This window comes from Micromonospora fulviviridis (genome assembly GCF_014648395.1).
Classification (GTDB): Bacteria; Actinomycetota; Actinomycetes; order Mycobacteriales; family Micromonosporaceae; genus Micromonospora; species Micromonospora fulviviridis.
In genome coordinates, this window is record NZ_BMRA01000001.1 from 979,905 (window position 1) to 997,532 (window position 17,628).

15 protein-coding genes and 1 tRNA gene are annotated in these 17,628 nt (G+C 72.0%); 7 read left to right on the top strand and 9 right to left on the bottom strand.

Features of this window, described 5'->3' with window-relative positions; genetic code table 11:
* Positions 1-37: 37 nt before the first annotated feature.
* Together IEY96_RS04905 and IEY96_RS04910 are read right to left on the bottom strand one after the other, a co-directional pair.
* On the bottom strand, positions 38-2,236 hold the full coding sequence (locus tag IEY96_RS04905; protein ID WP_189193549.1) for a (Fe-S)-binding protein: 2,199 nt from the start codon (positions 2,234-2,236) through the stop codon (positions 38-40).
* A gap of 202 nt (positions 2,237-2,438) precedes the next feature.
* On the bottom strand, positions 2,439-2,702 hold the full coding sequence (locus IEY96_RS04910; protein WP_091316105.1) for a cell division protein CrgA: 264 nt from the start codon (positions 2,700-2,702) through the stop codon (positions 2,439-2,441).
* 231 nt (positions 2,703-2,933) lie between these two features.
* Here IEY96_RS04910 and IEY96_RS04915 point away from each other — a divergent pair, with 231 nt between their 5' ends.
* Genes IEY96_RS04915 through IEY96_RS04930 form a run of 4 tightly spaced genes read left to right on the top strand, consistent with a single transcriptional unit; the run spans position 2,934 to position 6,312 of the window.
* Positions 2,934-3,740 carry a DUF881 domain-containing protein gene (locus tag IEY96_RS04915; RefSeq protein ID WP_189193550.1) on the top strand — a complete coding sequence of 269 codons (807 nt, stop codon included), beginning with the start codon at positions 2,934-2,936 and terminating at the stop codon, positions 3,738-3,740.
* Positions 3,737-5,374, top strand: a complete 1,638-nt coding sequence (locus IEY96_RS32500; RefSeq protein WP_229791379.1) for a class E sortase — start codon at positions 3,737-3,739, stop codon at positions 5,372-5,374. Before IEY96_RS04915 ends, IEY96_RS32500 begins: the two co-directional genes overlap by 4 nt.
* A 3-nt stretch (positions 5,375-5,377) precedes the next feature.
* Positions 5,378-5,656 carry a hypothetical protein gene (locus IEY96_RS04925; RefSeq protein ID WP_189193551.1) on the top strand — a complete coding sequence of 93 codons (279 nt, stop codon included), beginning with the start codon at positions 5,378-5,380 and terminating at the stop codon, positions 5,654-5,656.
* 5 nt (positions 5,657-5,661) lie between these two features.
* On the top strand, positions 5,662-6,312 hold the full coding sequence (locus tag IEY96_RS04930; protein WP_189193552.1) for an aminodeoxychorismate/anthranilate synthase component II: 651 nt from the start codon (positions 5,662-5,664) through the stop codon (positions 6,310-6,312).
* An 82-nt stretch (positions 6,313-6,394) separates the two neighbouring features.
* Here the strand turns inward: IEY96_RS04930 and pknB are convergent, their stop codons facing one another.
* From pknB to IEY96_RS04965, 7 genes are read right to left on the bottom strand one after another with little or no spacing between them, the layout of a single operon-like run.
* Complete coding sequence (gene pknB / locus IEY96_RS04935; RefSeq protein ID WP_189193553.1) at positions 6,395-8,212, bottom strand: Stk1 family PASTA domain-containing Ser/Thr kinase; 1,818 nt, start codon at positions 8,210-8,212, stop codon at positions 6,395-6,397.
* Entirely contained in the window at positions 8,209-9,561 is a 1,353-nt protein-coding gene (locus IEY96_RS04940) for a serine/threonine-protein kinase (RefSeq protein ID WP_189193554.1), read from the bottom strand. The genes pknB and IEY96_RS04940 overlap by 4 nt, the downstream gene beginning before the upstream one ends.
* A 1-nt stretch (position 9,562) precedes the next feature.
* A complete protein-coding gene (locus IEY96_RS04945) occupies positions 9,563-11,065 on the bottom strand; it encodes a peptidoglycan D,D-transpeptidase FtsI family protein (RefSeq protein ID WP_189193555.1) in 1,503 nt (500 codons plus the stop codon).
* Complete coding sequence (locus IEY96_RS04950; protein ID WP_189193556.1) at positions 11,062-12,555, bottom strand: FtsW/RodA/SpoVE family cell cycle protein; 1,494 nt, start codon at positions 12,553-12,555, stop codon at positions 11,062-11,064. Before IEY96_RS04950 ends, IEY96_RS04945 begins: the two co-directional genes overlap by 4 nt.
* A gap of 28 nt (positions 12,556-12,583) precedes the next feature.
* Positions 12,584-14,029, bottom strand: coding sequence for a PP2C family protein-serine/threonine phosphatase (locus IEY96_RS04955; RefSeq protein WP_189193557.1), 1,446 nt, complete (start codon positions 14,027-14,029; stop codon positions 12,584-12,586).
* The gene (locus IEY96_RS04960; protein WP_091264705.1) at positions 14,026-14,511 is read right to left on the bottom strand and encodes an FHA domain-containing protein FhaB/FipA; all 486 of its coding nucleotides are present in this window, start codon (positions 14,509-14,511) and stop codon (positions 14,026-14,028) included. Before IEY96_RS04960 ends, IEY96_RS04955 begins: the two co-directional genes overlap by 4 nt.
* 6 nt (positions 14,512-14,517) lie before the next feature.
* A complete protein-coding gene (locus IEY96_RS04965; RefSeq protein WP_107078574.1) occupies positions 14,518-15,306 on the bottom strand; it encodes an FHA domain-containing protein in 789 nt (262 codons plus the stop codon).
* 208 nt (positions 15,307-15,514) lie between these two features.
* On the opposite strand from IEY96_RS04965, the gene IEY96_RS04970 reads away from it, so the two are divergent.
* From IEY96_RS04970 to IEY96_RS04980, 3 genes are all read left to right on the top strand, one after another.
* Positions 15,515-15,600: transfer RNA gene (locus IEY96_RS04970), tRNA-Leu, on the top strand.
* A gap of 87 nt (positions 15,601-15,687) precedes the next feature.
* A complete protein-coding gene (locus IEY96_RS04975) occupies positions 15,688-16,779 on the top strand; it encodes an NAD-dependent epimerase/dehydratase family protein (protein WP_189193558.1) in 1,092 nt (363 codons plus the stop codon).
* A complete protein-coding gene (locus IEY96_RS04980) occupies positions 16,776-17,582 on the top strand; it encodes a WecB/TagA/CpsF family glycosyltransferase (RefSeq protein WP_189193559.1) in 807 nt (268 codons plus the stop codon). The genes IEY96_RS04975 and IEY96_RS04980 overlap by 4 nt, the downstream gene beginning before the upstream one ends.
* Positions 17,583-17,628 lie beyond the last annotated feature (46 nt).

Here is a 17,628-nt window from a genome sequence, read left to right on the forward strand (position 1 = left end):
CCCGCCGTCGTGGTCCAACTCTTTCCGGGGGTACGCCTCAGCCGGCGACCGGCTCGGTCTCCTTCTCGCCCGCCGGGGCGTCCGGCTTGACCGAGCGGAGCAGCACGCTGGCCACGTCGACGACCTCGACCTGCTCGCCGGCGCCCTTGCCGTTGACCCCGTCGTTGAGCATCGTCGAGCAGAACGGGCAGCCGACCGCGATGGTCTTCGCTCCGGTGGCCATGGCCTCCTCGACCCGGTCCACGTTGATCCGCTTGCCGATCTTCTCCTCCATCCACATCCGGGCGCCGCCGGCGCCGCAGCAGAAGGAGCGCTCGCTGTTGCGCGGCATCTCGGTCAGCTCGCCCTGGATCGAGTCGCCGAGCACCTCGCGCGGGGCGGCGAATACGCGGTTGTGCCGGCCCAGGTAGCAGGGGTCGTGGTAGGTGACGCCGCCGTCGACCGGCTGCACCGGGGTGAGCTTGCCGGCGGCCACCAGGTGGGCCAGCAGCTGGGTGTGGTGGACCACCTCGAACTCGCCGCCGAGCTGGCCGTACTCGTTGCCCAGGGTGTTGAAGCAGTGCGGGCAGGTGGCGACGATCTTCCGCTTGCTCTTCTGCCGGCCCTCGAACGCCTCGTTCAGCGTCTCGACGTTCTGCTGAGCGAGCATCTGGAAGACGAACTCGTTGCCGATGCGGCGGGCCGGGTCGCCGGAGCAGGTCTCGCCCTCACCGAGGATGGCGAAGGAGACGCCGGCCTCGTTGAGCAGCGTCGCCACCGCGCGGGTGGTCTTCTTGGCCCGGTCCTCGAACGCGCCGGCGCAGCCGACCCAGAACAGGTACTCGAAGTCGTCGACCTCGCCGACCCGCGGCACCTCGAAGCCGAGGCCCTTGGTCCAGTCCTCGCGGGTGTTCTGCGGGGCGCCCCACGGGTTGCCCTTGTTCTCCAGGTTGCGGAGCATGACGCCGGCCTCGGACGGGAAGCTCGACTCGATCAGCACCTGGTAGCGCCGCATGTCGACGATGTGGTCGACGTGCTCGATGTCCACCGGGCACTGCTCGACGCAGGCGCCGCAGGTGGTGCAGGACCAGAGCACGTCCGGGTCGATGACCCCGCCCTCCTCGGCGGTGCCGATCAGCGGCTTCTCGGCCTCGGCCAGGGCGAGCACGTCGACGTGGGCGAGCTGGGCGGCGGTGGCCTTCTCCTCGCCGGTCAGGTCCTTGCCCCCGCCGGCCAGCAGGTACGGCGCCTTGGCGTACGCGTGGTCGCGCAGGCTCAGCACGAGCAGCTTCGGCGACAACGGCTTGCCGGTGTTCCAGGCCGGGCACTGCGACTGGCAGCGGCCGCACTCGGTGCAGGTGCTGAAGTCCAGCAGGCCCTTCCAGGTGAACTGCTCGACCTGGGCGACACCGAACTGGTCCTTCTCCGGGTCGGCCTCCTCGAAGTCGAGCGGCTTGCCGTCGCTCATCATCGGCCGGAGCGCGCCCAGGCCGGAGCCAGCGGCCTTCTCGGGCTCGCGCTTGAAGAAGATGTTGGGGAACGCCAGGAACCGGTGCCAGGCGACACCCATGGTGACGTTCAGCGAGATCACGATGAGCCAGGTCATCGAGATGGCGATCTTGATGACGGCGGCGACGCTGACGCCGGCCGTCCAGGCCGGGAGCGCGGCGCCGACCGCGTGGCTGAGCGGGGTGGCCCAGACCGGGTACTCGAAGTGGTCGGTGGCGACCTTGAAGCCGCGGATGACGAAGCCGAAGATCAGGACCAGCAGCACCACCCACTCGACGAAGTAGCCCTGCCACATCGTCGAGCCGGTGAACCGGGAGCGGCCGCCCGGCCGGGTGGGCCGGTTGGCCAGCCGGATCCCCATCAGCACCAGGATGCCGGCCAGGCCCAGGATCCCGATCCACTCGGTGGCCAGCCCGAAGATCGTCCAGTGCCCGATGATCGGCAGCCCGCCGCCGGGCGTGACCACCTCGAAGTACGCCTCGAGCACCAGCAGCGACAGCACGATGAACCCGACCATCACGAACCAGTGCGCCGCGCCCACCACGCTCCACTTGAGCATGCGGGTGTGGCCGGCGGTCTCCACCAGCATCTTCTTCGTGCGGGCGCCCTTGTCGCCGAACCGCTCCGGCGCGGGTTGCCCCAGCCGGATGACGGCCGTCATCTTCATGACCGCGCGCACCGCAAGCCACACCGCCACGGCGGTGATGGCGGCCGCGAGGATCGTGGTGACGATCTGGACGCTGCCCATCGAGTTGGCCTCCCGGTCTGCTGCTTGTCAGTGCAGCCTACGCGCAAGGTTACCCAGCAGTAACGTGAGTCATCTCGCATCCGGCCACGCCGCCCTGCCGACACCTTAGGTGCAGCGGGCGCCGGGCGCCGGTCAGGGGCGTCCCGGCGTGACGTACGCCCGTGTCGCGGCGGCGGGACCGGTCAGCGCGAGGCGACCCCGGTCAGCGCCAGCGGGAGAGCAGGATCAACGAGGAGACCATCGCGCCGAAGCCCACGGCGAGGTTCCAGTAACCCCACGACGCGACGGGGTACGCCTGCTCCGAGAGGTAGTAGACGACCAGCCAGCCGATGCCCACCACGATGAGCGCGACCGCGGTGATCGGCAGCCAGACCGGGCTAGGCTTGCGCGTCGCCGCCGTCGCCGTCGGACGCACGTCCGTCGGCGGGGTGTACACCTTCTTCTTGCGGACCTGAGACTTGGGCACGACGCTCTCCAGAGGGGGGTACGACCTCGTCCGGCCTGACAACCGGGCGCGGGGGCGACGGTCCATGGCCAATAATGTTCGACAGCTAGCGTAGTCCCGACGGACCGTCCAGGCCACGAATGGGGTCAGGCCGGTGCATGGAGTTACCGAAAAGGGCGGGACTTTTCGGGTCGAGCAGACCGGTCCGCGCCGTCGCGGGCCGGAACGAGACGACGGGAAAGGGAACGCCCGGTGGAGTACACATCCGGCGCCGCCTCCTGGCAGAAGGTCCTCCGGCGCGCGGTGGTCGGCCTGCTGCCCCGCCGGCCGCGGCAGCGCCGCCCGGGCTGGTCGATCGGCGTGCCCCTGATCGCCGCCGCCGCCGGGCTCCTGTTCACCACGACCGCGACCACGGCCGGCGGCACCTCATTGCGCGAGGACCGGCGTCCCCAGCTCACCCAGTTGATCGAGGACCGGCGCGAGCAGGTGGCGGCCAGCGAGGCGAAGGCGGCCCGGCTGCGCGCCGAGGTCGAGGAGCAGACCGGCGAGCTGGCCGGCGCCGACGGCCCGATCAAGGCGCAGCGGGACCGGGCCGCCGCCACGCGGCAGGCCGCCGGTTTCACCGCGCTCACCGGCAGCGGCATCACCATCGAACTCAACGACGCGCCCCGGCGGGCCGACCAGACCCTGCCCAAAGGTGCCAGCAACGACGACCTGGTCGTCCACCAGGGTGACGTCCAGGCGGTCGTGAACGCGCTCTGGGCGGGCGGCGCCGAGGCCATGTCAATCATGAATGTCCGCGTCCTCAGCACCAGCGCGGTACGCTGCGTCGGAAACACCCTGCTGCTGCACGGTCGGGTGTACTCCCCTCCTTTCAAGATCGTGGCAATCGGCGACCCCGCCGCGTTCCAGCGGGAACTCGCCGCGTCTGAGGGAGTCCGGTTGTTCAGGGAAGCCGTCGACCACTACCAGCTCGGCTACTCCGAGAACATCTCCACGGTCACCGTGCCGGCGTTCGAGGACTCGACCGCACTGCAGTCGGCGAAGGTGCCCCGGTGACGCCGGAGGACCCCCGGGAGCGGGACGGGCGCCACCGCGACCCGAGCGAGGACCCCACAGCGTTCCTCCCGAAGGTCGACCGACCGGCGCCCGCGCCGCCGCGCCCCCCGCTCGACCTGCCCTGGCCGGACCGGCCCGCGCCCCCATCGACCGCCGACCACCGGTCCGCGCCCGCACCCACCACCGAGCACCGGCCCGCGCCGCCACCGACCAGCGACCACCGGCCGGCGGGCCAGCGCCCGCCGGCGGAGCCGCCGCCGGCCTGGCCCGGCGACCGGAGCCGCCCGCCGGCCCCGGCCCGGTCCGAGGGGCGTCCGCCTGCCGCGCCGCACGGGCCCACCGACGGCCCTGGCGGCCGGGTGGACCGGCACCAACGCGGTCCGGGAGCGGGCGCGCCCGCTGCCGCCCCTGACGGTCGGGCGGACGGGTACCAGCGCGGTGGCGGCCTCGACGGGCCCGCCGGAACACCCGCCGAGCCCGGGCGCCGGCTCGACGCGCCGACCGCCGAGACACGGCCGTCCAGCCCTGCCGACGCGCCGACCGCGTTCATCCCCCCGCTCGGCGACCGGCGGGATCGCCGCCCCGCCGGTGGGCCGCTGCGTCCCGGCGCGCCGGGCGCCGACGTGCCCCCCTCGGCCGGCCGGGCCGGCCCGGCCGACCGCGGCCCGGCACGTCCGGCGGCGACCGGCCCGACGCGTCCGCCGGCGACCGGCCCGGTGGACCCGGGGGCGACCGCGGTGATCCCGGCCGTCAGTCGCCCGGTGGCCCGCCCCGCGGCGCTCGACTCCACCGCGCTGATGGGCGCCGTGCCCCCGGTCCCGGAGACCGGCGACGGCGACCAGGCCGGCCCACCGGCCGAGCCGCCGCGCCCCCGCCGGGGCGAGCGGGTGGTGCAGCTCCGGCCGGAGCAGACCGGCGAGGGGTACAAAAGCGTCTACTCCGAGCTGACCCGGCCCACCGTCGGTTCCCGGCTGCGGACGATCGTGCGGGGCACCGGCGAGGTGCTGATCACCTTCGGCCTGGTGGTGCTGCTCTTCGCCGGCTACGAGATCTGGGGCAAGGCGGTGATCGTCGACGCCCACCAGAACGACCTGAGCAGCCAGCTCGCCCAGGAGTGGGGGGCGGCGGACCCGACGGTCGGGCCGACGACCGGGCCGAGCGCCAAGCCGAAGCCCCCGGCCGAGGGGAAGCCGGTCGCCGGTCTCTACATCCCCAAGTTCGACAAGCACTGGGTGGTGGTCGAGGGGGTCACCCCGGACGACATCCGGTACGCCCCGGGCCACTACCCGAAGAGCGCCATGCCGGGCCAGGTGGGCAACTTCGCCGTCGCCGGGCACCGCATCCGGGCCACCTTCTGGCGCCTCGACGAGCTGCGCTCGGGCGACGCCATCGTGGTCGAGACCCAGGGCGAGTGGTTCATCTACAAGGTCTACCAGCAGCGGATCGTCAAGCCGTACCAGGTCGAGGTCGTCGCGCCGGTGCCGGGCAAGCCGAACACGCCGCCGACCGAGAAGCTGCTCACGCTGACCACCTGCAACCCCAAGTTCGACAACTACCAGCGGCTGATCATCCACGCCCGGCTGGACCACGTCCAGGCCAAGTCGGCGGGTCGCCCGGCCGAGCTGGAGGGCTGACGCGTGTACGGATGGATCTGGCGGAAGCTGCCGCTCGGGCTGCCCGGGAAGCTGATCGGCTCGGCGCTGCTGGCCGCCGCGACGGTCGCCCTGCTGTGGTTCGTGGTCTTCCCGTGGGCCGAACCCCTCCTCCCCTTCGACGACGTGCAGGTCACCCAGGACTCCGGCGTGCCGGGGGACGACGGTGGCGGGCTCACCGAGCCGAGTGAGCGGCCGTCCGAGGAGGAGATCCCGTACAGCACCGAGACGAACAACGCCCCGCCCTCCACCCCGAGCAGGTGACCCCGATGCGCGTCCTCGTGATCGACAACTACGACTCGTTCGTCTTCAACCTCGTGCAGTACCTCGGCCAGCTCGGCGTGGACTGCGAGGTGCGGCGCAACGACGAGATCGACGTCGCCGAGGTGGGCCGGGTGGGCGCCGCCGGCGTACTCCTCTCGCCCGGACCGGGCAGCCCGGACCGCGCCGGCATCTGCCTCGACGTGATCAGGGAATACGCCGGCAAGCTGCCCCTGTTCGGTGTCTGCCTCGGTCACCAGGCCATTGGCGAGGCGTTCGGCGCCACCGTGACCCGGGCGCCGGAGCTGCTGCACGGCAAGACCTCACAGGTGAGCCATGAGGGCGTCGGGGTGCTGGCCGGCCTGCCCGACCCGTTCACCGCCACCCGGTACCACTCGCTCGCCGTGCTGCCCGAGACGCTCCCCGACGAGCTGGAGGTCACCGGCCGTACCGGCTCCGGCGTGGTGATGGCCATGCGGCACCGCACCCTGCCGATCGAGGGCGTGCAGTTCCACCCGGAGTCGGTGCTGACCGAGGGCGGCCACCTCATGCTGGCCAACTGGCTGGCCGTCTGCGGCTACGCGGAGGCACTGGAGCGGGCCCCGGAGCTGGCCGCCGAGGTCGACGCCCGCCGCCGCGCCGCGTTCGCGGCGGCCTGAGGGTTCGTCTACGCCAGGTAAGCGAAGTGGCGGTGTCCGGGTCGACCGGACACCGCCACTTCGCCTGTCTGGAGCTGTCGGGTCAGGGCTGGCTGAACCGGGCCGGCGCTGTCGTGGTCGGGAACGGGAAGCCACCACCGCCGCCGGGAGTGGTCGGCGTCGTGCCCGGTGACGGGGTGCCCGGGCTGGCGCTCTCGGTCGGCTCGGGCAGCGGGATGTCGACGTAGATCGTCACCCGCTCGCCACGAGCCAGCTTCGTATCGCCCTTGGGGCTCTGCCGGCTGACCTTGCCGACCTTGTCCGGCGCGACTTCGTCGCCGTCCAGCGTCCGCACCTTGTAGCCGGAGTTCTGCAGCAGCCTTGTCGCCTCTTCCTCGGAGAGGCCGAGGACGTTCGGCACCTCGTTCACGTTGCCCCGGGACACCTCCACCTTGACCGTGGAGTTTTCGAGGACCTTGCTGCCTTCCTTGGGGTCGACCTTGGTGACGGTGCCCTTCTGGGCGCTGCCGTCCACCTCCTTGACGTCGACCTTGAGGCCCAGGTTCTCCAGCTGCGCCTGCACGTTCACGAGCGTGGAGTTGACCAGGCCGGGCGGGATGGTGACCTGCTTCGGGCCGCCACAGATCTGGACCGAGACCGCGCTGTTCTTCTCCACCCGCTGGCCGGACGGCGGGTTCTGGCCGACCACGGTGCCCTTGTCGCAGGTGGCGTTCTGCACCGGGTCGCCGGCGGTGAACCGCAACCCCGCCTGGGTGAGTGCGGCCTGCGCGTCCGCCTGGGTCCGGCCCTGCAGCTGCGGCACGGAGACCTTCTCGGCGCCGGTCTGGTTGAGCCAGAGCGCGGTGGCCAGGGCGATGACCGCGAGCACGCCAAGCGCCGCGAAGGTGGCGATCACCCAGGCCGAGCTCTTCCGCTTGCGGGCGTCACCGACCCGGGCCGGCGCCTGCTGGCGGGTCTGCGGGCCCATCACCTGGGTCTGCTGGTAGCCACCGGCCCCGGCCGGCGCCATCGGCATGGTCTCCTCGGCCGGCATGACCGGGGTGGCCAGCACCGGACGGCCCGCGGCGGCGCGGAGCAGGTCGGCCCGCATCTCGCCGGCGCTCTGGTAGCGGTTCAGCGGGTTCTTGGAGAGCGCCTTGAGGACGATGGCGTCCACGGCGGGGTTGACGTCCGGGTTGATGGTGCTCGGCGTGGGCGGCGTCTCCCGTACGTGCTGGTAGGCGACGCTGACCGGACTGTCACCGACGAACGGCGGGTGCCCGCAGAGCAGCTCGAACAGCACGCAGCCGGCCGCGTAGACGTCGGAGCGGGCGTCGACCGCCTCGCCGCGCGCCTGCTCGGGGGAGAGGTACTGCGCCGTGCCGATGACCGCGCTGGTCTGCGTCATCGTGGTGGCGCCGCTCGCCAGCGCCCGGGCGATGCCGAAGTCCATCACCTTGACCTGGCCGGTCTGGGTGAGCATCACGTTGCCGGGCTTGATGTCCCGGTGGATGATCCCGTGCCGGTGGCTGAACTCCAGCGCCGCGCACATGTCGGCGCAGATCTCCAGCGCCCGGCGCGGCTGGAGCCGGCCCTCGGCGCCGAGGACCTCCTTGAGGGTCCGCCCGTTGACGAACTCCATCACGATGAACGGCAGCGTCTCGCCGGTCGGGGCGGTCTCCTCGCCGGTGTCGTACACGGCGACGATGGCCGGGTGGTTCAGCGACGCGGCGTTCTGCGCCTCCCGGCGGAACCGCATCTGGAAGGTCGCGTCCCGGGCCAGGTCGGCCCGGAGCATCTTGATCGCGACATCCCGACCGAGCCGGAGATCGCGACCACGGTGCACCTCCGCCATGCCGCCGTAGCCGAGCAGCTCGCCGACCTGGTACCTGCCACCGAGCAGGCGGGCCTGCGCTGTCATCGCGTCTCTCGTCCTTCGCTCGTCGTCGTCTCGCCGCCAGCCGGCTGGAGCCGTACCCCACGACGGTACGACGTGGGAAGCGGATAGTCGCCCCCGTGGGCCCGCACCGCGCCGGAGGTCACGCCCGCCGGAGCAAGCGCGCCGGGGTCACCGGCCGCCGCGTACTTCCGGTAGTAGTACGAAATCACGCCCGAGCAGAGCACGACCAGTACGGCCACCACGATGGCGGCCACCCATCGTCCCGCTGTGGAACGGCGGGGAGCCGGCAGCGGGGCGGCGGCCGGTCGCGCGTACCCGAGGGGGTTGTGCTGCCGGGGCGGCGGGACGGCCGCCGCGCCGCGCGGCGCCACCGGCGGGCGCGGCTGCGGGGCCGGCGCCACCGCGGTCGGGCGCGGCGCCACCGGCGGCCGGGCGGGCACCGCGGGCGGGCGGGGCTGCGGTCGCGTGGCCGTCGGCACCTGTGCCCGCGCGGCCGGCGCGGCCGGAGACGCGGGTACGCCGGAGATCGGGTGCCCGCCTCGCGCCTGCTGTGACAGGGCGAGCTTGGCCTGCCGGGCGACGCTGGCCAGGGCGGCGGCGCTCGGCCAGCGGGCCGCCGGGTCCTTCGCCAGGGCCCGCTCGACGATGGCCCGGACCTGCGGCGGGATGTCGGCGGGGAGCGGCCGGGGCGTCTCGCGCACGTGCTTCATGGCGATCTCGAGCGGGTTGTCCCCCTCGAACGGCCGCCGGCCGGCCAGGCACTGGTACGCGACCACGCCGAGGGCGTACACGTCGGAGGCGGGGGTGGCGACCGCGCCGGTGGCCTGCTCGGGCGAGATGTACGAGGCGGTGCCGAGCACCGAGCCGGCGGCGGTGAGCTGGCCGACCAGGTCGGAGCGGGCGATGCCGAAGTCGGTGAGCACCAGCGTGCCGTTGGGCCGGACCAGCAGGTTGCCGGGCTTCACGTCGCGGTGCACGATGCCCTTCTCGTGCGCGGCGTGCAGCGCGTCGGCGGCCTGCGCCAGCAGGGCCATCGTCCGGGCCGGGGTGAGCCGGCCGACCCGGCTGAGCGTGGAGGAGAGCGCGTCGCCCTCCACGTACTCCATCACCAGGAAGGCGATCTGCTGGTCGCTGCCGAAGTCGTAGACGTCGACCACGCCGGGGTGGTTGATGGTGGCCATGGTGCGCGCCTCGCCGCGGAACCGCTCGGCGAAGCCCGGCTCGTCGAGCAGGGCGGGGAGCAGGCTCTTGACCGCGACGGTACGGCCCAGCACCTGGTCGGTGCCGCGCCAGACGTCGCCCATGCCCCCGCTGGCGATCCGCTCGTCGAGGCGGTAGCGGTTGCCGAGCTGCACCCCCGGGCTGAGCATCTCAGCGGCCTTCCGCGATGGCCGCCGCCATGATCCGACCGGCGATTCGGGCCGCCTCGGCGCTGCCGCCGCTGCCCGCCTGCTCCAGCTCGACACACACGGCCGAGACCGGGGTGCCGTTCTTGTCCAGCGCGAAGCCGATGAACCAGCCGTGGTCCGGGGTGTTCGGGCCGGACTGGGCGGTGCCGGTCTTGCCGCCGACGGTGTAGCCCTCGATGGCGGCCTTCCGCCCGGTGCCCTCCTTCACCACGTTCACCATCATGTCGCGCAGGTCCTTGGCGACCTGGCTGCTGATCGGCTGGCGCAGCTCGCGCGGCTTGGCGGGGTCGTAGACGGTGGTGCGGTCCGGCCCGAGCAGCTGCTTGACCAGGTACGGCCGCATCTGGCTGCCGTCGTTGGCGACCGTGGCGGCGATCAGCGCGCCCTGCAACGGGGTCATCCGTACGTCGCGCTGGCCGATGGAGGACTGGGCCAGGGCAGCCGGGTCGGTGCCGCCACCCGGGGCGGTCATCTCGCCGGTGCGGCTGGCCGCCACGGGCAGGCCGCCCTTCTCGCCGGACTCGCCGACCGAGAGGTCTTCCTGCTCGAAGCCGAACTGGCGGGCCTTCTCCTTGATCTTGTCCGCGCCGAGCCGGACGCCGAGCTGGGCGAAGCCGGTGTTGCAGGACTGGGTCACCGCCTGACGCAAGGTGACCTCGGACTGCGGGCAGATCGACGGGGCGGCGTTGCGGATCGGCTGGCCCGAGGTGGGCGGCGTGTAGCTCGACCCGGCCGGGATCTCGGTCTGCTGGCCCACGCCGTTCTCCAGCGCCGCCGCGGCCACCACGATCTTGAAGGTGGAGCCCGGCGGCAGGGTCTCGGCGAGCGCCCGGTTCGCCAGCGGGCGGTCCTTGTCCTTGTCGAGCTTGTTGTACTCGGCCGTGGCCTCGTTCGTGTCGTGGCTGGCCAGCGGGTTCGGGTCGAAGCTCGGCATGGAGACCAGCGCCTGCACCGCCCCGGTGCGCGGGTCGATCGCGATGGCCGCGCCCCGGGTGGCCCCGACCTGGTTGTCGTTGAGCTGCTTGTACGCCGTCTCCTGGGCCCGCTTGGAGAGGGTCAGCAGGACATTGCCGCCACCGGTCTGGTCACCGGTGAACATGTCCTTGATCCGGTTGGCGATGAGCTGGTCGCTGGTGCCGGCGAGGAAGTCGTTCTCGAGCCGCTCGATGCCGGTGTCGCCCAGGTTGACCGGCTTGTAGCCGAGCACGTGCGCGTACATGGCGCCACCGGGGTAGGTGCGCTGGAACTTCAGCTTCCCGTCGGTCTCCTTGCTGAGCGCGAACGCGGTGCCGCCGACCTCGATGTTGCCGCGCTTGCGCTCGTACTCGGCGACCTGGACCCGGCCGTTGTAGTCGCTGTTGCGGTATTCGTCGGCCTTGTAGGCCTGGATCCAGTTCAGGTTGGCGAAGAGCAACCCGAACAGGATCATGACGACGACGCCGACGCGGCGCAGGGGTGCGTTCACGGCCGGATCACCTCCGTGGGGGCACCGTGCAGCTGCTCGGGCGGGCCACCCGCGGGCCGGGCCGCCGGGCCGCCGCCTCCGGTCACCGGACGGCGGGCGCCGTCGGAGACTCGGAGCAGGACCGCGATCAGCAGCCAGTTCGCCATCAGCGAGGAACCGCCGGCGGAGAGGAACGGGGTGGTCTGGCCGGTCAGCGGGATGAGCTTGCTGATCCCGCCGACGATGACGAAGACCTGGAGGCCCAAGGTGAAGGCCAGGCCGCCGGCGAGCAGCTTGCCGAACGAGTCCCGGACCGCGAGCGCGGCCCGCAGCCCCCGCTCGACGATCAGCAGGTAGATCACCAGCAGCGCGGAGAGGCCGAAGAGGCCGATCTCCTCACCGATGCCGGCGAAGATGAAGTCGGTCTGCACCTCGGGCAGCAGGGTGGGCTGGCCACCACCCGGGCCGGCACCGAACAGGCCGCCGGTGCCGAGCGTGAGCAGACCCTGGACGAGCTGGTAGCCCCGGTCGTACGGCTCGGCGAAGGGGTCCAGCCAGATCTGCGCCCGGTCGTAGAAGTTGGCGAACGGGCCACCGACCGTGCTGCCCAGCACGTACGCCAGGTAGGCGCCGCCGAAGAACAGGATCAGGCCGATGAGCAGCCAGCTCACCCGTTCCGTGGCGATGTAGAGCGTCACCACGAACATGCCGAAGTAGAGCAGCGAGGTGCCCAGGTCCTTCTCGAAGACCAGCACCAGGAGGCTGATCATCCAGACCACGAGGACCGGGCCGAGGTCCCGGCCGCGCGGGAAGTCGATGCCGAGCACCCGCCGGCTGGCCAGCGAGAGCACCTCGCGCTTGCGGACCAGGTAGTAGGCGAAGAAGGCGAGCAGGGCGAGCTTGGCGAACTCGCCCGGCTGGATCTGCCCCAGCCCGGGCACGATGATCCAGAGCTTCGCCCCGTTGACCTCGGAGAACCGCCCCGGCAGCACCGCCGGGATCATCACCAGCACGATGCCGGCCAGACCCAGGGTGTACGCGTACCGCGACAGCGACCGGTGGTCCCGCATGATCGCCAGCAGCGCGGCGGCGAGCACCACCGCGCCGAGCGTCCAGGCGAGCTGCCGCCCGCCGGTGCCGGCGAAGATGGCCAGGGTCTCCCGCTCCTCCGGCGTGGCCTGGGCCAGGTCGTACCGGCGCAGGAAGCCGACGCCGATGCCGTTGAGCAGGGCGACCGCCGGCAGCAGCGCCGGATCGGCGAACGGCGCCAGCCAGCGGATCACCAGGTGCAGGCCCAGGAAGACCAGCCCCAGCGCGGCGGCCGGGATCCAGAAGTCCGTGGTGACCGTGTCCAGCACGTTCGCCTCGACCGTCGCCGCGTATGCCGCCACCAGCACCATGGCGAGCAGCAGCAGGGACAGCTCGGCGTTCCGCCGGGACCGGGCCAGGCGTACGCCGGGCTGCTCGCCCGTCGAGGCGGGCGAGGCTGCCGGTACGGCGGCTGCGGTCACGAATGCGTCCTCGGGGTCGAGCCGGTGCTCACTCCGGCGACCGGCAGCCGGCCGGGTCGACCGGCGGAACCGTGTCGGAGGGGACGGCGTCGGGCGTGGTGGTCGGCGTCGTCGTCGGCGCTGCGGAGGCCGTGGCCGTGGCCGTGGCGCTGGCCGGTGGGACGGCGCTGCCGCTGACCGCCGGGGCCAGCGGGCTGCCGGTCACGGACGGCGTCGGGCTGGCCGGTCCGGCCGTCGGGCTGGGCGGGCAGAGCGGCTTCAGGTTCGGGTTGGCCGGGTCGTCGCTGGTCAGCTCGGCCAGCCGGCGCTCGGCGTCCGGCTCGCTCTTGGCCTGGATGCCCTGCTTGACCTGCTCCTGGGCGGCCAGGGTGAGGTCGTCGAGCTTGGCCTCACTGGTGGCGTGCACATTGGACAGGTCGAGCCCGGCGACCTGGCCCGGGACCCCACGGAACACGGCGAGCTGCCCGTCGTCGGTGGCCCCGACGTAGTACTGGCGCTGGGTGTAGCTCCACCCGCCGAAGACGCCGCCGCCGACGATGACCAGCAGCGCCAGCAGCATCGCCGCGGTACGCAGCGGGTGCCGACCGCGCCGGTCGGGCTCGTCGTCGCGGGTGTCCACCGGTTCCTCGGGCGCGGGCGCCCGGGGGGCGGACAGCGCCGAGGCGCGGGCCGCCGGGGTGGAGACGTCGGCCGAGGTGGCCATGCCGCGGTCGCGGGCGGCGGCGCCGCCGACGATCGGGGATGCCTCGACGATGTCCTGGTCGGTGGCGTCCGCGATGATCACCGTGATGTTGTCCGGGCCGCCGCCGCGCAGGGCGAGCTGGACCAGCCGTTCCACGCACTGCTGCGGGTCGGTGTACTCACGCATGGTGTCGGCGATGGTGTCCGCACTGACCACGCCGGACAGGCCGTCCGAGCAGATCAGGTAGCGGTCACCGGGAAGAACCTGCCGGACGCTGTACTCCGGGTCGATGTCCCGGCCGTCCAGCGCGCGGGTGAGCAGCGAGCGCTGGGGGTGGCTGCTCGCCTCCTCCGCGCTGATCCGGCCCTCGTCGACGAGCATCTGGACGTACGTGTCGTCCTTGGTGATCTGGGCGAACTCGCCGTTGCGCAGGAGATAGGCCCGCGAGTCACCGATGTGGACCATGCCGAGCTTGCTGCCCGAGAAGAGGGTCGCGGTGAGCGTGGTGCCCATCCCCTCCAGCTGCGGGTTGGCGTCCACGGTGTCGCGGAGTTGTTGGTTGGCGGTGCCGACGGCGGAACGCAGCGCGTCGACGAGGGCGTCCCCAGGGACGTCCTCGTCGAGGGGCGCCATGGCACCGATGACGATGTTGCTGGCGACGTCACCGGCGGCCATGCCGCCCATGCCGTCGGCAACGGCAAGAAGCCGCGGCCCGGCGTAGACGGAATCCTGATTACCGTCTCGGATCAGACCGCGGTCGCTGTGGGCCGCATAGCGCAGGGTCAGAGTCATGGCCGTAATTCGAGGGAAGTGCGGCCGATCCGGATCGGCACGCCGAGGGGGACGGGGGTTGGTCCGGTGACCTTAGCGCGATCCAGGTAGGTGCCGTTAGTCGATCCGAGGTCCTCGACGAACCACTGCCCTTCGCGCGGCACGAGCCGGGCGTGCCGCGCCGAGGCGTAATCGTCGGTGATCACCAGGGTGGAGTCCTCGGCCCGACCGATCGTGATCTGAGCCTCGCCGAGGGTGATCCGGGTGCCGGCCAACTGACCGGCGGTGACCACCAGCTGGTGCGCCGCCCTGCCCCGCTTCACCTTCGCCGGTTTCGCCGGCTGCCCGGTCGAGGCCCCGACCGCGCGCGGCGCGGCCACCAGGCGACCCGACCGGGCCCCCGCGAAGAGGTCCCGGCGAATCACTCCGACCACCGTGAACACGAAGATCCACAGCAGGATGAGGAACCCGAACCGGGCGACGGTGATGACGAGTTCCGGCAACGCGGGTCAGCCGTCCACGCGGAAGGTCAGGGTGGTCGTGCCCAGCTGGATCATGTCGCCCGGGTTGAGGGCGACCGCGGAGACGCGCTGGCCGTTGACCATCGTGCCGTTGGTGGAGCCGAGGTCGGTCAGCACGACCTGGCCGCCGTCGAAGTCGAGCCGGGCGTGGCGCCGGGAGATGCCGACGTCGGGCAGGCGCAGGTTGGCCTGGTCGCCGCGGCCGATCACCGTCGAGCCCATCTGGAGCGGGTAGGTGCGGCCGTCGCCGGAGACCAGGCGGACGTTGCGGCCACCGCCGTGCCCCGGCGGCGGGCCGTAGCCGCCACCCTGGTCGTAGGCGGGGTAGGCCGGGCCGGCGTCGTAGCCACCGGGCGCGGAGACCGGGGCGACCTCGCCGCCGGTGTAGACCTCCGCGGTGACCCGGAACATGCCGGTGTCGAGCCCCTCACCACGCTCGACCTCCACGATCACGTCGCCGTAGACCGTCCAGGCCTGCTCGCCGATGAACTCCGCCTGCGACTGGGCCAGTTCCTGGGCCAGCGCGGCGGCGTACGGCGCCAGCCGACTGTGGTCGTAGGGCGAGAGATCGATCACGTAGCGGTTGGGCACCAACGTGCGCCCACCGGCCAGGATCGCCTTGTGCGCCTCGGCCTCCCGCTGCATGGCGTTGAGGATCTCCACGGGGTGGACCACCCCTTTGAAGACCTTGGCGAAGGCCCCCTCGACCAGGCCTTCCAGACGCTTCTCGAAGCGTTGCAGCACGCTCACCGGCTCCTCCTCGGGTCCCGAGGCAATGATGGTATCCGGACACCGCCTCCGCAGCTCACACGCCGCTCGGCCGGCAGCCGGCAGCCCGTTCGTGACCAGCCCCGCGGTCGTGCTAAAGTTTCGTCCGCCACGAACGGTGATCGCTCGTGGCGATGACCGGGAACAGCGTAATATGTCCGGGCACCCGCCGCAGACGGCGGGAGCGGGATGAGATACGGTGTTGCAGGTCAGCCACGGGGAAGTGGCGGAATGGCAGACGCGCACGGTTCAGGTCCGTGTGCCCGAAAGGGCGTGGGGGTTCAACTCCCCCCTTCCCCACCATCACGAGGGCTCCGCGACAGCGGGGCCCTCGCGCCGTATCGGGGCGTGCCGGACATCACGCTATGCTCCGATGGTTCCCCTGCCCCGATGGACCAGGAGTGGCGTGTGAGTGTCGCGTTGGTGACCGGCTCGGGCGGTCTCATCGGCTCCGAGGCGGCCCGGCACTTCGCCGGCCTCGGTCTCGACGTGGTCGGCATCGACAACGACATGCGCCGGTACTTCTTCGGCGAGGACGGGTCGACCGCCTGGAGCCTGGACCGCCTCGCCGCCGAGCTGGGCCGTGCCTACACCCACCACGCCGTGGACATCCGGGACCGGGACGGCCTGGAGCAGGTCTTCAAGAAGTACGGCTCGGACATCGCCGTGGTGATCCACAGCGCCGCCCAGCCGAGCCACGACTGGGCCGCCAAGGAGCCGTACACCGACTTCGACGTGAACGCCGGCGGCACCCTCAACGTGCTGGAGAACACCCGGCGGCACGCCATCGACGCGCCGTTCATCCACTGCTCGACCAACAAGGTCTACGGCGACCGCCCGAACACCCTGCCGCTGATCGAGCTGGAGACCCGCTACGAGCTGCCCGAGGACCACCCCTGGTACGACGGCATCACCGAGGACATGTCGATCGACGAGTCGCTGCACTCGATCTTCGGCGCCTCCAAGGTGGCCTCGGACGTGATGGTCCAGGAGTACGGCCGGTACTTCGACATGAAGACCGCCTGCTTCCGGGGCGGCACGCTGACCGGCCCGGCGCACTCCGCCGCCGAGCTGCACGGCTTCCTGGCCTACCTGATGCGCTGCGTCATGGAGGGCCGGACGTACAACCTGTACGGCTACAAGGGGAAGATGGTCCGGGACGCGATCCACTCCCGGGACGTGCTCACCGCGTTCGAGGCGTTCTTCCGCGAGCCGCGCTCGGCGCAGGTCTACAACCTGGGCGGCGGCCGGCACTCGAACACCTCGCACATCGAGGCGTTCCGGATCGCCGAGGACATCACCGGCCGGGTGGCGAAGATCAACTACGTCGAGCAGGCCCGCACCGGCGACCACCAGTGGTACGTCAGCAGCATGGCCCGGTTCGAGGAGCACTACCCGAACTGGAAGATCACCTACGACGTGCCGATGATCCTCCGGGAGATCTACGAGGCGAACGTCGACAAGTGGGTGCCGAAGGCATGACCACCGGCACCAAGCGGAACGTGCTCGGCGTACTCGTCGACGCGACCGACTACGCCCGGGCCACCGAGGCCGTGTTCGCGGCGGCGCACGACCGCCGCCCGCTGGCCCTCACCGCGCTGGCCGTGCACGGCGTGATGACCGGGGTGCTCGATCCGGCGCACAACGCCCGGCTCAACTCCTTCGACGTGGTCACCCCGGACGGGCAGCCGGTGCGCTGGGCGCTCAACCTGCTGCACGGCGCCGGCCTCACCGACCGGGTCTACGGGCCGGAGCTCACCCTCCGGGTGCTCGCCCGCTTCGCCGACGAGGGGCTGCCGGTCTACCTCTACGGCTCCACCGAGGAGACCCTGTCCCGCCTCATCCCGGCCCTGGAGCGGAAGTTCCCGGCGCTGAAGATCGCGGGCGTCGAGCCGTCCAAGTTCCGTTCCCTGGAGCCGGGCGAGGACGCCGAGATCGCCGACCGGGTCAAGGCCAGCGGCGCCCGCCTCGTCCTGGTCGGGCTGGGCTGCCCCCGGCAGGAGGTCTTCGCCTACGCCATGCGGCCGCTGCTGGACATGCCGCTGATGGCCGTCGGCGCGGCGTTCGACTACCACGCCGGGCTGCTGCGCAACCCGCCGCCGTGGATGCAGCGGGCCGGGCTGGAGTGGTTCTGGCGGCTCGGCCTGGAGCCGAAGCGGCTCTGGCGCCGCTACCTCATCCTCAACCCGGCCTACCTGGCCCGACTGGCCGCGCAGAAGACCGGCCTGTGGAAGGCCACCCCGCCGCCCCCGGCGACGGAGCGCCCGGCCACCTTCGACGTCTGACGCCGGAAACGACGTCCGGCGGCCACCCGTGAGGGGGACCGCCGGA

What these genes read in the sequence shown, in the direction of transcription:
- IEY96_RS04905 (WP_189193549.1), bottom strand. Translation starts at nt 2,236, where the DNA reads ATGGGCAGCGTCCAGATCGTCACCACGATCCTCGCGGCCGCCATCACC.
- IEY96_RS04930 (WP_189193552.1), top strand. Translation starts at nt 5,662, where the DNA reads ATGCGCGTCCTCGTGATCGACAACTACGACTCGTTCGTCTTCAACCTC.
- pknB (WP_189193553.1), bottom strand. Translation starts at nt 8,212, where the DNA reads ATGACAGCGCAGGCCCGCCTGCTCGGTGGCAGGTACCAGGTCGGCGAG.
- IEY96_RS04940 (WP_189193554.1), bottom strand. Translation starts at nt 9,561, where the DNA reads ATGCTCAGCCCGGGGGTGCAGCTCGGCAACCGCTACCGCCTCGACGAG.
- IEY96_RS04955 (WP_189193557.1), bottom strand. Translation starts at nt 14,029, where the DNA reads ATGACTCTGACCCTGCGCTATGCGGCCCACAGCGACCGCGGTCTGATC.
- IEY96_RS04975 (WP_189193558.1), top strand. Translation starts at nt 15,688, where the DNA reads ATGGACCAGGAGTGGCGTGTGAGTGTCGCGTTGGTGACCGGCTCGGGC.
- IEY96_RS04980 (WP_189193559.1), top strand. Translation starts at nt 16,776, where the DNA reads ATGACCACCGGCACCAAGCGGAACGTGCTCGGCGTACTCGTCGACGCG.